This window comes from Gleimia hominis (assembly GCF_032085515.1).
GTDB classification, from domain to species: domain Bacteria; phylum Actinomycetota; class Actinomycetes; order Actinomycetales; family Actinomycetaceae; genus Gleimia; species Gleimia hominis.
In genome coordinates this window covers 1,273,165-1,286,363 of the sequence record NZ_JASXSX010000001.1, presented here as the reverse complement: position 1 = coordinate 1,286,363, position 13,199 = coordinate 1,273,165, and the positions used below count along the sequence as shown (strand labels likewise).

10 protein-coding genes are annotated in these 13,199 nt (G+C 60.7%); 1 reads left to right on the top strand and 9 read right to left on the bottom strand.

Going from position 1 to position 13,199, the window contains the following annotated elements:
• Window positions 1–47 precede the first annotated feature (47 nt).
• From lysX to QS713_RS05455, 7 genes are all read right to left on the bottom strand, one after another.
• The gene (lysX, locus tag QS713_RS05485; RefSeq protein ID WP_313273133.1) at window positions 48–3,413 is read right to left on the bottom strand and encodes a bifunctional lysylphosphatidylglycerol synthetase/lysine--tRNA ligase LysX; all 3,366 of its coding nucleotides are present in this window, start codon (window positions 3,411–3,413) and stop codon (window positions 48–50) included.
• Window positions 3,414–3,472: 59 nt separating this feature from the next.
• Window positions 3,473–5,167 (bottom strand): ribonuclease J, encoded by a 1,695-nt coding sequence (locus tag QS713_RS05480; protein ID WP_313273131.1) that lies wholly within the window; start codon window positions 5,165–5,167, stop codon window positions 3,473–3,475.
• 28 nt (window positions 5,168–5,195) lie between these two features.
• A complete protein-coding gene (locus tag QS713_RS05475) occupies window positions 5,196–5,801 on the bottom strand; it encodes a GNAT family N-acetyltransferase (protein ID WP_313273129.1) in 606 nt (201 codons plus the stop codon).
• Between the two features lie 16 nt (window positions 5,802–5,817).
• Complete coding sequence (locus tag QS713_RS05470; protein WP_313273127.1) at window positions 5,818–7,143, bottom strand: M16 family metallopeptidase; 1,326 nt, start codon at window positions 7,141–7,143, stop codon at window positions 5,818–5,820.
• A gap of 184 nt (window positions 7,144–7,327) precedes the next feature.
• Window positions 7,328–9,664 (bottom strand): polyribonucleotide nucleotidyltransferase, encoded by a 2,337-nt coding sequence (locus tag QS713_RS05465; RefSeq protein ID WP_313273125.1) that lies wholly within the window; start codon window positions 9,662–9,664, stop codon window positions 7,328–7,330.
• Window positions 9,665–9,888: 224 nt separating this feature from the next.
• Window positions 9,889–10,158: a 30S ribosomal protein S15 gene (rpsO, locus tag QS713_RS05460; protein WP_102215916.1), complete on the bottom strand. Its 270-nt coding sequence runs from the start codon at window positions 10,156–10,158 to the stop codon at window positions 9,889–9,891.
• Between the two features lie 176 nt (window positions 10,159–10,334).
• Window positions 10,335–11,324, bottom strand: coding sequence for a bifunctional riboflavin kinase/FAD synthetase (locus QS713_RS05455; protein ID WP_313273788.1), 990 nt, complete (start codon window positions 11,322–11,324; stop codon window positions 10,335–10,337).
• A gap of 27 nt (window positions 11,325–11,351) precedes the next feature.
• Between QS713_RS05455 and QS713_RS05450 the strand changes: the two genes are divergently transcribed.
• Window positions 11,352–11,588, top strand: a complete 237-nt coding sequence (locus QS713_RS05450; protein WP_313273122.1) for a hypothetical protein — start codon at window positions 11,352–11,354, stop codon at window positions 11,586–11,588.
• Between the two features lie 192 nt (window positions 11,589–11,780).
• Here the strand turns inward: QS713_RS05450 and truB are convergent, their stop codons facing one another.
• Together truB and rbfA are read right to left on the bottom strand one after the other, a co-directional pair.
• Window positions 11,781–12,722: a tRNA pseudouridine(55) synthase TruB gene (truB, locus tag QS713_RS05445; RefSeq protein WP_313273120.1), complete on the bottom strand. Its 942-nt coding sequence runs from the start codon at window positions 12,720–12,722 to the stop codon at window positions 11,781–11,783.
• A gap of 7 nt (window positions 12,723–12,729) precedes the next feature.
• The gene (rbfA, locus tag QS713_RS05440) at window positions 12,730–13,161 is read right to left on the bottom strand and encodes a 30S ribosome-binding factor RbfA (protein ID WP_102215918.1); all 432 of its coding nucleotides are present in this window, start codon (window positions 13,159–13,161) and stop codon (window positions 12,730–12,732) included.
• Window positions 13,162–13,199 lie beyond the last annotated feature (38 nt).

The following is a 13,199-nucleotide window of genomic DNA, read 5'->3' as shown; positions in this document are numbered from 1 at the left end:
TGGATGCACAGAGGCTTTGGTTCCACAAGCAAATATAGTTCTTGAGGTTATTTTGGTTTCACGAACGGGAAAGTTAGGAGCGGGCGGATATTCACCCCAGTGAGCATCATGCACAAGCGGTCTACGCCCAGGCCTAAACCACCGGTCGGAACAAGTCCGAGCTCCAGGTCAGACAGGAATGCTTCGTCGATACTCATCGCTTCCGGATCCCCCGCAGCTGCGGCGAGCGACTGCATTGTGAACCGTTCCCGTTGGTCCCGCGGGTCCGTCAGTTCCGTGTAGGCCGTCCCAATCTCCATGCCGAACGCCACCAGATCCCACCGCTGCGCTAACGCCGGGTTGTGCGTGTCCTTGCGGGTCAGCGGTGAGGTTTCAGCTGGGAAATCACAGTAGAACGTGGGGTGGACCGTGTGTGCCTCCACCAAGTCGTCGTACAGTGCCCCAATGAGGTTCGCGTGGTCACGCACCGGAGGCATCTCAACCTCGTGCTGTTTCGCCAGTTCCATGAGGGTTTCCACGCTCGTATCCGTCTCGATCCGCTGCCCCACTGCTTGCGAAACTGCGTCGTACACGCGCACCACCGGCCAGGGTTTAGACAGGTCGAACTCGTGCAGTTCTTGCCCCTCAAACGTAGCTGCGGTCTGCGGCCCCACTCCCGGGGTGTCGGCCGGCCGGTGCGCCACCGGTTTTCCGAACATTTCCGTTGCCATCGCTTTAATCAGCTGCTCCGTGAGCGTTCGCATCGTCGTGTAGTCCCCGCCCGCCCGGTAGGCCTCAAGCGACGTGAACTCCGGATTGTGGGTCGCATCCGCTCCCTCATTACGAAATGACCGGCCCATTTCATAGATGGCCCCCATCCCCGCAACCGCGAGCCGTTTCAAATACAGTTCGGGCGCGATCCGCATGAACACGTCCGCGTCATAAGCGTTGATGTGCGTCACGAACGGGCGGGCGTTCGCCCCACCCTGTACCGGGTGCAGCATGGGGGTTTCCACTTCGCAATACCCTTGCTCCGCCATGAACTCGCGGATGCGTTTCACCGCTTTGGAACGCAGTTGCAACAGGTGGACCGCATCCGGATTAGACAGCAGGTAACGTACCCGCTCGCGCCCGCGCTGACTGGGGTCAATCACATCGCCCACGTGAGGTACCGGCCGAATCGCTTTCGCCGCCATCGCCCACTTGCGCACGCTCACGGAATACTCCCCCGTGCGCGTGCGCATCGCGTAGCCCTCCACGCGGATCACGTCCCCGCGCTGCACTCCCGGTAACAGGTCGAAGTATTTGGCTTTCGAACGTTCAAAAACCGCTTGGATCTGCACGCGCTCTTGTTCGAGCACCACAAACACGATGCCCCCGTGGTCGCGGATGTACCGCACTCGACCACCCGCCTGGGTTTCAACGTCAGAAATCGTGTCCACTTTCAGCGCTCGCGCCTGCTCCACAGCAGTTACCGATGAGGGCACAGGCAAACCCGGTGGGTACGGGTCCATGCCGCGCTCTTCCAGCCAGTGGGCTTTTGCAGCGCGGACACACTGCACCTCAGGCTGGGAAGGAACCACATCCGCAACACTCGTCGCTTCAATCTCGTGCACCGCGTCCAAATATTCGCGTGTTGGAGTCCACTCGACGACGCGCTTGCGCCCCAGGTGCGGCACGAAGCCTTCCAGCACGCCGGCGGCCAAACCCACCCGGGAGCCTTCCGCTATACCGGGTAAACACATGTAGCGCGGCACCCATTCGGGGGCGTAGCGGGCATTCGACTCATACAGGCTTTCTAACTGCCAGAATCGCGACGCCAACCGCATAATCGAATACAGAGCCCGGTCAAACGCCCGCGCGTCCACCGCTTCACCCTGGACGAAGAACTTTCTGAACATCGCGAAGTTCAACGACACCTGGGTGATGCCCGCATCCGCGCATTCGCGCAGCAAGTGCACCACCATGGCCTCCACCACCCCGTTCGTGGCGCCCGAGTAGCGGCGCATGTGCGACAGCGACAAGCCGTGGTGACCGAATGGAACAAACGACAGCACCGCCTCGATCATCCCATCTGGCCGGGTTGCCCAAACCAGTCGGCTACTGGGGTCTTCTGGGCTCACCACCCGGTCTAACGCCATCGTGAACCCGCGTTCATCGCCCACGCGGTACTGCTGCGCAGCACGAGCGATTTTTTCCTTTATTTCGGAGGAAATGTCGCTTTGCCGCGCCGCGTGAATCTGCACGCCCGCCCGCTGCACGCGGCGCACCGCCTGCTGCAACGGTTTAGAACTCGGTTTAGACAGCGAAAAGTCACGGGTGTGAATCACCGCCTCATCGCCCATCAGGCGCACAAGAAAACCCGCTTCGCGAAATGCTTTCGCGCCCTCTTCCGACACGGACATGGCGGCCGGCACCCACCCGTAGTGCGCGCACAGTGACATCCACCGCGTAATCGCATCCGCCCACGACGACCGCGCCCCAATCGGGTCTCCACCCACAATCGACACGCCCAGTGCCACCGCATAAGAAACCACCGCTTCTCCATCCGCAGACTCCACAATCGAGCGGTCTGCGCGCGTTGCGAAGTACCCCAGGGAGTCACTGCCGTAGCGGGCCAGTAGGTCGCGGACCTTCAAATCGTCCGCCATTGTGCGCCCCGGCATGCGCCGGCCCCTCAGGAATACAAATAGGGCAGCGACAATCGTGATCGCCATAATTGTGGAGATCACAACCCGAATCCACAGGGGACCGCCAACGGAGGGCTCACCCGTGAGCAGGCGCGTTAGATACCGCCCCATCGCGGTGCCGATAATCCAGTGTTTCGAACTGCCCTCCGGTTCGGGCCGCCCCGCGAGCGTCCACAGGATTGACCCCGTGGCGATCGCAGTTAAGAATCCAACCGCCAGCACCACTAGTGCTGCAATGATTGAACCGGGCATGATCCGCCCCGGGAAAGCGCGGCGAATGCGCAGCAGCCACGCGGTGATGATGGCGGAACACAAGACTTTCAAAACTACGAACACCACGAGCTCGCTCGGCAGGTCAAACAGGGCGTTCGCATCCAGGTTCTCAACCGTGTTACTGGCCAGCAAATGCGGGGCCACCGCAATCAGTATCGCCATCGCGATCCCCAGCAGGCTGACCACTTGGATCCCCAGCAACACCCACCAGCCGACGCGTTTACGCGTGGAAACAAGGTAGGCAAGTACCGCAAGCCCCACTGTCACGTGCAACCCGGACACGCTCGGAAGCCCAAGTAGGAACAGGGCTAGCGTCACCCAGTTGAACGGTACCGTGTCGAACGCACCGGTTAGCAGCAGGGCCGACCACAGCGCTGCAAAATACAGTACTGTGGCAATCCACTGCGGCACGCGCACCGCTTTGCCACGCAAGAAAGTGTTGTCTATAGGGCTCGGTTGTCGTTTAGACACAGTCCACCTATCGGTCGGCCCCCGCGGGGGTGATGGTCACTACGGGTAGATTTTACCGTCTATTCTTCTACCACTACGACCGGCACGATCATGGGGCGGCGGCGCAGTTTCCGGGCTGCCCACCGGCCCATAACGCGGCGCATCGCCTGTTGACACGAGTACGCGGTAGCACCTTTTTTAGCCACGGCAGCTGCGAGCGCGTCTTCTAAGTCCGGTTGGATTTGTTCGTACACTTCTGGAGATTCGGCAAGTCCCACGCCGCGCACCGTTGGCCCTGACATGATGCGTTCCATTTCGAGGTCCACAACCGCGTAGATCGCAATGAACCCTTCGGATCCGAGGACCAGCCGGTCTTGGAGTTCTTCTTCTGAGATCTCCCCGATGCTGTCGCCGTCCACGTAGACGTATTCGCACGGTTGCAGCCCCGCGATTTGGGCGCGCCCGTTTGCGAGGTCTACGGCAACGCCGTCTTGCGCGAGGATTATTCCGCGCGGGTCAACACCGGTTTTTTCAGCCAGTTCCCCATTCGCCACCAGGTGCCGCACTTCCCCATGGATGGGCATCACGTTCTGAGGTTGCACAATGTTGTAGCAGTAGAGTAGTTCCCCGGCCGCCGCGTGTCCGGACACGTGCACTTTTGCGTTCGCCTGATGTACCACCTGCGCTCCAAGTCGCGTGAGGCCGTTGATGACGCGGTAGACGGAGTTCTCATTACCGGGAATCAGCGAGGACGCGAAAATCACGGTATCCCCTTCCCCCACTTCCACGGTGCGGTGTTCCCCGTTCGCAATCCGCGCGAGCGCCGCCATCGGCTCACCCTGCGACCCCGTTGCCATGTACAACCGTTCGTTCGCGGGGAGTTGCGCCGCTTCACGCTGCGACACGAGGACGTCCTGTGGGATTTCCAAGTACCCCAGTTCCTGTGCGATCCGCATATTGCGTTCCATCGACCGGCCAATGAGGGCAACTTTGCGTCCCGATAGTTGCGCGGCCGCGAACACTTGTTGCACGCGGTGCACGTGAGAAGCGAATGAGGCCACCACGATTTGCCCCGTCGACGCTGCGACAACGCGGTTCAACACGGGTCCGATTTCACGCTCTGGCGTGACGAAACCGGGGACTTCTGCGTTCGTGGAATCCACCATAAACAGGTCCACGCCTTCTTCCCCGAACCTGGCGAATGCCCGCAGATCCGTCAGGCGCCCATCTAACGGCAGCTGGTCCATCTTGAAATCACCGGTGATCAGCACGTTCCCCGCGCGGGTGCGGATCATGCCCGCCAGCGCATCCGGGATAGAGTGGGTTACGGCAACGACCTCAAACGAGAACTCCCCCAGGTCTACCTTCTGCCCGTCCTCAACCACGTTTAGGTTAGTGTTGGCGATCCGGTGCTCATCCAGTTTTGGTTTCACGAACGCCAACGTGAGTTCGGATCCGTAAATCGGAATGTCGGGCCGCAGTTTCAGCAGGTAGGGAACCGCTCCGATGTGGTCTTCGTGACCGTGTGTGAGGAGCATCCCCACGACGTCGTCTAACCTGTCTTCGATCGCAGTAAAATCCGGCAGAATCAGGTCCACGCCGGGTTGCTGCTCTTCGGGAAAGAGTACGCCACAGTCGACGATTAGTAGTTTTGAGTTAATTTCGAACACCGTCATGTTCCGCCCGATTTCCCCCAGGCCTCCCAGCGGGGTGATTCGCAGCGTGTCGGGTTTTAACGGGCCGGGTTCGGGTAACTCAGAAAGTAAAGACATCATATTTACGATTGTGCCATGTTCGAGGCGTTTACGGAGTCTCGCGTTTATTTTCAACTTCTTTCTCGAGGCCAGCCCACCACAGGTGCTGCCCCACTTTTTCCACTCCGATCTGGAGGGTGCGTTTCCCACCGGAGGGGCCGAAACCGCACGATTCCAAAAACTCGGTGCGCGGCTCATCATCGGCCACCACCCACATACTCACGTGCGTTGCCCCGTCTTCTTGCGCCAGATCCGTTACCGCCGCCATGAGGCGCTCAGCATGGCCCTCATCCAACCGCTCAGCCGCGACCTCAAACGCAATAATTTCCTCACCTTGGCCGCCTTTAACGGTTTCGCCTGAAGCCACCGCAGCGAACCCCACGGCCTCGCCCTCGTGCGTGGCAACCAAGATGCGTTGGCCCGGCTGGGAAGTAGCGCGAATCGACTGTTCCCACACCTGCGTCATCGCACGTACGTCAAACATTTCGGGCTTCGCCGCCACCTGCTCCAAACCCCGCTGCAGGGAACGGGCCATTCCCTGGGCTTGCAGCTGCGCCATGAACGCACCATCACCCGGTTGTGCGGCGCGCACCCCCCGGTCGGGTCGCGCGCCAAGTTTTACATTAACTTCGTTTCCCATAACTGTGCTCGCCACCCATCTACCTAAACCGTCACTGCGGTGGCAGTACCCGGGAGCGGCACCACGGCTGCTCCAACAGGTACTGCGCTAGCTCACTCACCTGCTCGGGCTGGACCTCTTGCAGGCGGCGCAAAACTCGGTCTACCGGGCGGAACCGGCCGTGCACCAACTCGGCGCGACCAAGGCGTACCATGCGGGCAGAAGAATCCTCCAGCCCCAGCGCCAACGCACCGCGGAGCTGCCCCTGCACCCGCACCATCTCTTCTTCCGTTGGCCCAGCTGCCGCTAAGTCCTCAAGCTGCGACCGCATCAAATCCTCAACCGCTTCCACGTTCCCGGGCGCGCACCCCGCGTACAGGCCAAACAGGCCCGCGTCCACGTAGGAAGAGTCGAATGCGTAAGTGGAATACGCCAACCCGCGTTTCTCCCGCACCTCCTGGAACAGGCGCGAAGACATCGAACCACCCAAAATCGCCAGTAACACGGACATGACGGAACGGCGGTCGTCATTACACGCCAGGCCGCGGCCACCAACAATCACGTGCGCCTGCTCGCCCTCCTTGCGGCGCACGAGCTCGCGTGCCTGGTAATCAATGTGCGTGTCCATGCCCGTAGGCCGGGTCGGTACGCGCTGCGGATCGGTGGACCATCCCCCGTCCTGCAGCGCCGCGTTCACCAGCGCACACAACTGGTCGTGTTCAACCGCGCCCGCTGCTACAAACACGATGCTTTCCGACGCGTACCGCTCCTGGTAGTACTGCCACACGTCCTGGCGCGACGCCGCATTCACACTTTCCACCGTGCCCCCGATGGGCCGACCCAAGGGGCTAGCGCCGAACACTGCGCGCGCAAAATTCTCATGCACCACGGATCCGCCATCGTCGTTACCCATCGCGATCTCGTCGTGAATCACTGTGCGTTCGCGTTCAAACTCTTCCGGGTCAATCACTGACGACGTCACCATGTCGCCCAGTACGGACACGGCCATCGGTAAATCCTCTTGCAGTACCCGCGCCCAATAGTAAGTGAACTCTTTTGTGGTGCCCGCGTTCGACTCGCCCCCAACCGCGTCGAAAGCATTCGCGATCTGCTGGGCTGAACGCGACCGCGTGCCCTTAAACAATAAGTGTTCCAAAAAATGTGTGGCGCCCGCGTACTGCTCCGGCTCATGCCGGGAGCCAACCGGACACCACGCGGATAAAGACACGGAACGTTGCGCCGGGATCGTCTGAGTCAACACGGTTGCCCCACCGGGCAGTACACTGCGCCTTATTTGGGTTTCGTCGTCCATCACGGTCATTGTCGCCAACGGGTCCGTGGACGCCACTAAGGGGAGTTCAATAAAATCTTCTGACATCACGGTTAGTCTACATTGCCGCAGAAAAACAACACAACAGGCGGGTGTGGACCGTGCCCACACCCGCCTGTGCTCAGCTGTTCGTCACCTGTTCGCGCCTGCGCGCCGGGTTACCCAGCGCGCAGGATCAGCACGTGCTGGATCACGAATCAGGAGTCAACTCCCTGCATGCAGGGGACGCTGATTACTCGTCGTCCGAGTCGTTGTTGTCCTCCCCGCGGCGGCGCGACCGGGTGCGCTGACGGCGCGGCCGGTCCGAGTTGCGGCGGCGACGGGGTTTATCCCCATGGCCTTCCGAATCGTGGTTCTCTTTCTGCTGCGCTTCCTGCGCCAGTGCTTCCTCGTCCAACACCGCGTGCAACGAGAGTTTACCGCGCTGGTCGATTTCAGCGATTTCCACCTCGATCTGCTGCCCAACCTGCAGCACGTCATCAACGGAGTCGATGCGCTTGCCACCCACGAGGCGGCGCACCTGGCTGATGTGCAAAAGCCCATCTTTACCAGGAGTGAGCGAGATGAACGCGCCGAACGACGTGGTTTTCACGACCGTTCCAACGAAACGCTCCCCAACCTCGGGTAGCTGCGGGTTCGCAATCGAGTTCACGAGGTCGCGGGCGGCTTCCGCTGCCTCACCGGTTTCCGCTCCGATGTACACGGTACCGTCATCCTCAATCGTGAGGTCCGCGCCCGTGTCCTCCTGAATCTGGTTGATCATCTTACCTTTGGGCCCAATGACCTCCCCGATCTTATCCACCGGCACCTGCACCGTGATGATCCGCGGGGCGAATGGAGACATTTCGTCTGGCGTGTCAATCGCCTGGTTCATGAGGCGCAAGATTTTCAGCCGGGCGTCGCGGGCCTGCGCGAGCGCGGACTTCAGCACGTCGGAGTCGATCCCGTCGAGTTTCGTATCCAGCTGCAACGCGGTGATGAAGTCCTTAGTGCCGGCGACTTTGAAGTCCATGTCGCCGAACCCATCTTCGATCCCCAGAATGTCAGTTAGGGTCACGGATTTCTTCTGCCCGTCTATCTCACCGGTAATCAGGCCCATGGCAATCCCCGCAACCGGAGCTTTCAACGGCACCCCGGCTTGCAGCAGTGACAGCGTGGACGCGCACACCGAACCCATCGACGTGGACCCGTTCGACCCCAGTGCTTCCGAAACCTGCCGGATGGCGTACGGGAACTCTTCGCGCGACGGCAAAACCGGGACGAGCGCGCGTTCAGCTAACGCGCCGTGTCCGATTTCGCGGCGCTTGGGGCTACCTACGCGGCCCGTCTCGCCCGTGGAGTAAGGCGGGAAGTTGTAGTGGTGAATGTAGCGCTTGGACGTTACCGGTGACAGGGAATCCACCTGCTGCTCCATCCGCAGCATATTCAGCGTCGTCACCCCGAGGATCTGCGTTTCCCCACGCTGGAACAAGGCGGAACCATGAACGCGCGGCAGCATCTCCACTTCCGCCGTGATGGTGCGCAGTTCCTTCGGCTCACGCCCGTCAATGCGCTTACCTTCGCGCAGCACCCGGTCGCGCATCAAAGTTTTCTCCAACGACCGGAACGCAGCCTTGAGGTCCTTTTCTTGCTCCTCAAAATCCTCCGCGAGGTCTTCGAGCAGCTTCTGCTCAATCTCTTCTATCCGCGCTTCCCGCTCGAGCTTACCCGCAATCGTGAGGGCTTCCTTCAAGTCCGCGCTCACGTGCTGTTCCACAGCCGCGTACTGTTCGTCCGTGTAGTCGAGGAAAAGTTCAAACTCCACGGTTTCCTTCGACGCGGTCTTCGCGACCTCCAACTGGGCTTCACACAGCTGGCGGATAACCGGCTTCGCGGCTTCCAACCCGTCGGCCACCACGTCCTCAGTCGGGCGCGTGCCACCGCGTTCCATCACGTTGATCATGTCGTCGCCACCACCGGCTTCAACCATCATGATCGCCACGTCGCCATCTACAATCCGGCCAGCTACCACAATGTTGAAGGTGGACCGCTCGAGCTCACTGTAACGCGGGAATGCAACCCACTGACCATCGATCAGCGCCAAACGCGTCCCCCCGATCGGGCCGGAGAATGGTAGGCCCGCGATCTGCGTGGACATCGACGCCGCGTTAATCGCCACCACGTCGTACGCATCGTCGGGGTTCACCGCCATCACGGTTTCCACAACCTGCACCTCGTTCCGCAGGCCCTTCACGAACGCGGGGCGCAGCGGACGGTCAATCAAGCGGCAAGCCAGAATCGCATCCGTACCTGGCCGCCCCTCACGCCGGAAAAAAGAACCCGGGATCTTCCCGGCCGCGTAAGCCCGCTCTTCCACATCCACCGTGAGGGGGAAGAAGTCGAACTGATCGCGCGGGTGCTTACCCACCGCGGTAGCCGACAAAATCGCCGTCTCGTCATCCAGGTACACCATCGCAGACCCGGCTGCCTGGCGGGCCAACAAACCCGTTTCAAAACGGATCACGCGCTTACCGAACTTACCGTTATCAATCACGGTTTCAGCGGCCGTGAGATCCTTACCTTCCATCATCAGAAGATTTCTCCTTTACTGATTAATCTCTCCCGGTGAATCGGCCGTCGATGGAAGCCCTCGGATGACTCGCTTTCCGAAAGCCACAACCGAAGACCGCTTAACACCCGGGCTTACATGTCACTTACCTACGGTATCGCTACCGTACCTGTCCTATTAAAATCTCGGCGTTCCAAGTCAAAACGCCAAAGCGGCCCGGCTCAAGTGAGCCGGACCGGTTAAAACTAGCGACGCAGACCCAGTCGCGAAATCAGCGAGCGGTAACGCTCAATGTCGATGCTCGCCAAGTACCCGAGCAGCCGGCGGCGTTTACCTACCAGCAGCATCAGACCCCGGCGCGAATGGTGATCGTGCGTGTGAGTCTTGAAGTGCTCAGTCAGATCCTTAATGCGGCGGGTCAGCAGCGCGACCTGCACCTCCGGGGAGCCCGTGTCGCCCTCGTGGGTTGCGTATTCTTTAACGATCTGTTCTTTTACCTCTTTGCTGAGAGCCATCGTCTCCCTTTCCTCTGTTCGTTGCACGGAGCTGCGGAGCCTTTTCTTCCGCGCATACAATCCGTGGCCGATCTAACGGCCCTACCAGCTTACCAGGCGAACTCCCGCTCCCAACAGTTCCGCAACGTGATCCGCCCCGCATCTCCCCGGTCTACCCGGGGTGTCACCCGCAACACCTATCGCGCGGTCACAGCTTCTGGATCCACCCGCCCCGAAACGGTTACACCCAAGATGGACGCAACCTTCCGGATGTCGTCATCCATAGTGCTCAGCAGCTCATCGACCGAACGGAACGTAAGCATCGGGCGAATCCTGGCGACGAACGAGACAGCCACTTCCTCACCGTAAATATTTAAATCGTGCCGGCCCAGCACGTGAGCTTCCACCGTGTGTTTATCGCCATCGAACTGCGGGTTCATCCCCACGGAAATGGCAGCTGGTAAAAACACGTGCGCGGGCGCATCCTTAACTCGCATCGAAAGCCACCCGGCGTACACCCCGTCGGCGGGCACAACCCCCTCGATACTGGCAGACAGGTTAGCCGTGGGGAAGCCAATTTTTCGTCCCCGCTTAAAACCGTGCTCCACAATTCCGCGGATACGATGCGGCCGCCCCAACACGCGTGCCGCCCCTGCCACATCACCTTCAGCTAAAAGCTCACGAATCCACGTGGAAGACCACCGCCGTCCCTCAGCAGATTCCAAATCGGTAACTGCTTTAACGGCAAACCCAAGCTCCCCACCCAGGGTACGCAACGTATCTAAATCACCTGCGTTATCGGCCCCAAACAGGACGTCTTCACCCACGACCACTTCCTGTGCCCCCAGGCAATCCACCAGCACCCGCTGGGCAAACTCGCGCGGTGACATAGAATACAAACTCTTGTCATACGTGAGCACGAGCGTGTGTGTAATCCCCTGCCCCGCCAACGCATCCAAACGATCTTGCAAAGTAGTTATGAGCTGCAAGTTGCGTTCCGGATGGTGCACCTGCACCGGGTGCGGGTAGAAAGTGACCACAACCGGCGGTAGCTCCCGGGCTTTCGCGCGTTCAATACAAGCGTTCAACACCTTCTGGTGCCCCACGTGAACCCCATCGAAGTTCCCGATCGTCACCACGCAACGCAGATCTGCAGGCACTTCGCCGAGGCTGCGCCACACGCTCATAACCATGGCGAACTAGCCTTCGTGCTGGTGGCCGCAACCGCAACCGCTGTGGGCCTGCTGCGTATCCTGCGCCTTTTGTGCGTGGCCGTGGCCGCAACCGCAACCACCGTGGCCCTGGTTTGCACCCTGTCCATGTCCGTGGCCGCAGCCGCAACCACCGTTTCCATGCGCGTGCCCATGACCGTGGCCGCCATGGCGACCGCACGCACAACCTTCGCCCGGGTTCTTACCGGGCGCATGTTTATCGCGCAACCCAAGTTCTAGACGTCCATTAGCTAAGTTATCCATATTCCCCTCCTTGCTTACCGGGATCCCACCCTACCGGGGGTAACCCCATTTACTTGATGCTTTAGGCAGTATTACACGCTAGGAGAAACCGCTCCAGGCGAAACCGCTCCAAGCGAACTCGATTCAGGCGAAACCGCTCCAGACTGACTCGATTCAAACGGACTCGCTCTATGCGAACACCAGCTCTGCTTTTAGTTGCTGTTCCATCCGCACCACAGCAACGGCGCGGCCCTCGTGAGTTGCTACCGCGCGGGCGCCGGGTTGGATCGCTAGGTCGAGGCCGTGCGTGTTCCCATGCGAAAGCTGTTGCGCCGCGGAATCCGAAACCTCCACCTGGGGAAACAGCGCGGTACACGCCGCTGTTAGCCCCGAGGTTTCTACCCTGCCCGCTGCCTCCACTTCTGCCACCATCTCCGCTATCGTCCGCGGCTTACTCCACGCGCCCACGCGAGTTCGGCGCAGCCGCGTCAAGTGACCACCGCAGCCGAGCACCTGACCCACGTCCCGGGCCAGCGCCCGCACATACGTGCCAGAAGAACACTCAACGTGAGCATCAAACTGTTCAACTGTTACGGTCCGCGCATCCACCGGTAGCTCGAGGCTTTCTACCTCGCTGGTGCGCACAAACTCGCGCACAATCACCGGCCGCGCCTTCAGTTGCACTGCCTCACCCGAACGCACGCGCGCGTAGGCGCGTTGCCCACCGACTTTAATAGCAGAAACAGCGGCTGGCACCTGCTCGATCTGACCGGTAAACCTCTCGATTGCACGATCGATCTGATCCGGTGTTGCCGCGCACCCGGGGGTCTGTAAAGCGCTGCCCTCCGAATCATCAGTTTCTGTACTGACCCCGAGGGTTATTTGCGCTTCGTAGGCCTTGTCGTGCTCGCTCACGTAGCGCAGGAGGCGGGTGGCGCGTCCCACTGCGATCACGAGCACGCCCGTGGCTATTGGATCCAGGGTTCCACCGTGCCCCACCTTGCGGGTTGCGCACAGCCGTCGCATGGCCGCAACCACGTCGTGGCTCGTAACCCCTTTGGGTTTGTCCACGATCACGAATCCATCCGCCGCACTGCGACCCGCCCGCGGCACGTCCAGACGCTGTCTCACCGCGGGCCTACGAGTTTTCGGCGGGGTCGTCGCGATATGGGTCGGCGTCACCCGCGTATTTAGCTCCGCGCGCCTGCTCTGCCAACCGCTCGTCTTCTGCCCGGGCGGCCGCCAGCACTTCTTCCATGCGCGCCGCGCTTTGCGCAAGCCCGTCCGCGGCGAACTCCAGCGTTGGGGTCAATCGGATCCCCAGCGCCTTCCCGACCGCGGAACGGAGCATCCCTTTCGCGGACTCCAGCGCCGCCGCCGTGTCCCGCGCCTCTTTTTCACTGCCATACACCGTGTAGAACACGGTGGCGTGCTGCAGGTCACCGGTTACGCGCACGTCCGTGATCGTAATGAAGCCTAAGCGAGGGTCCTTAACCCGCCGCTCCAGCATGTGCGCCACAGTCTGCTTGATCCGGTCGGCAACTTTACGTTGTCTATTCAGATCGGCCACGATTACTCCTCATGTACTCGTTAAAAACTCGCGCGAAC

Excerpts from the sequence above, each read along its gene's own strand:
- QS713_RS05480 (WP_313273131.1), bottom strand. The coding sequence starts at position 5,167 with ATGATGTCTTTACTTTCTGAGTTACCCGAACCCGGCCCGTTAAAACCC.
- QS713_RS05470 (WP_313273127.1), bottom strand. The coding sequence starts at position 7,143 with ATGTCAGAAGATTTTATTGAACTCCCCTTAGTGGCGTCCACGGACCCG.
- QS713_RS05465 (WP_313273125.1), bottom strand. The coding sequence starts at position 9,664 with ATGATGGAAGGTAAGGATCTCACGGCCGCTGAAACCGTGATTGATAAC.
- rpsO (WP_102215916.1), bottom strand. The coding sequence starts at position 10,158 with ATGGCTCTCAGCAAAGAGGTAAAAGAACAGATCGTTAAAGAATACGCA.
- QS713_RS05455 (WP_313273788.1), bottom strand. The coding sequence starts at position 11,324 with ATGAGCGTGTGGCGCAGCCTCGGCGAAGTGCCTGCAGATCTGCGTTGC.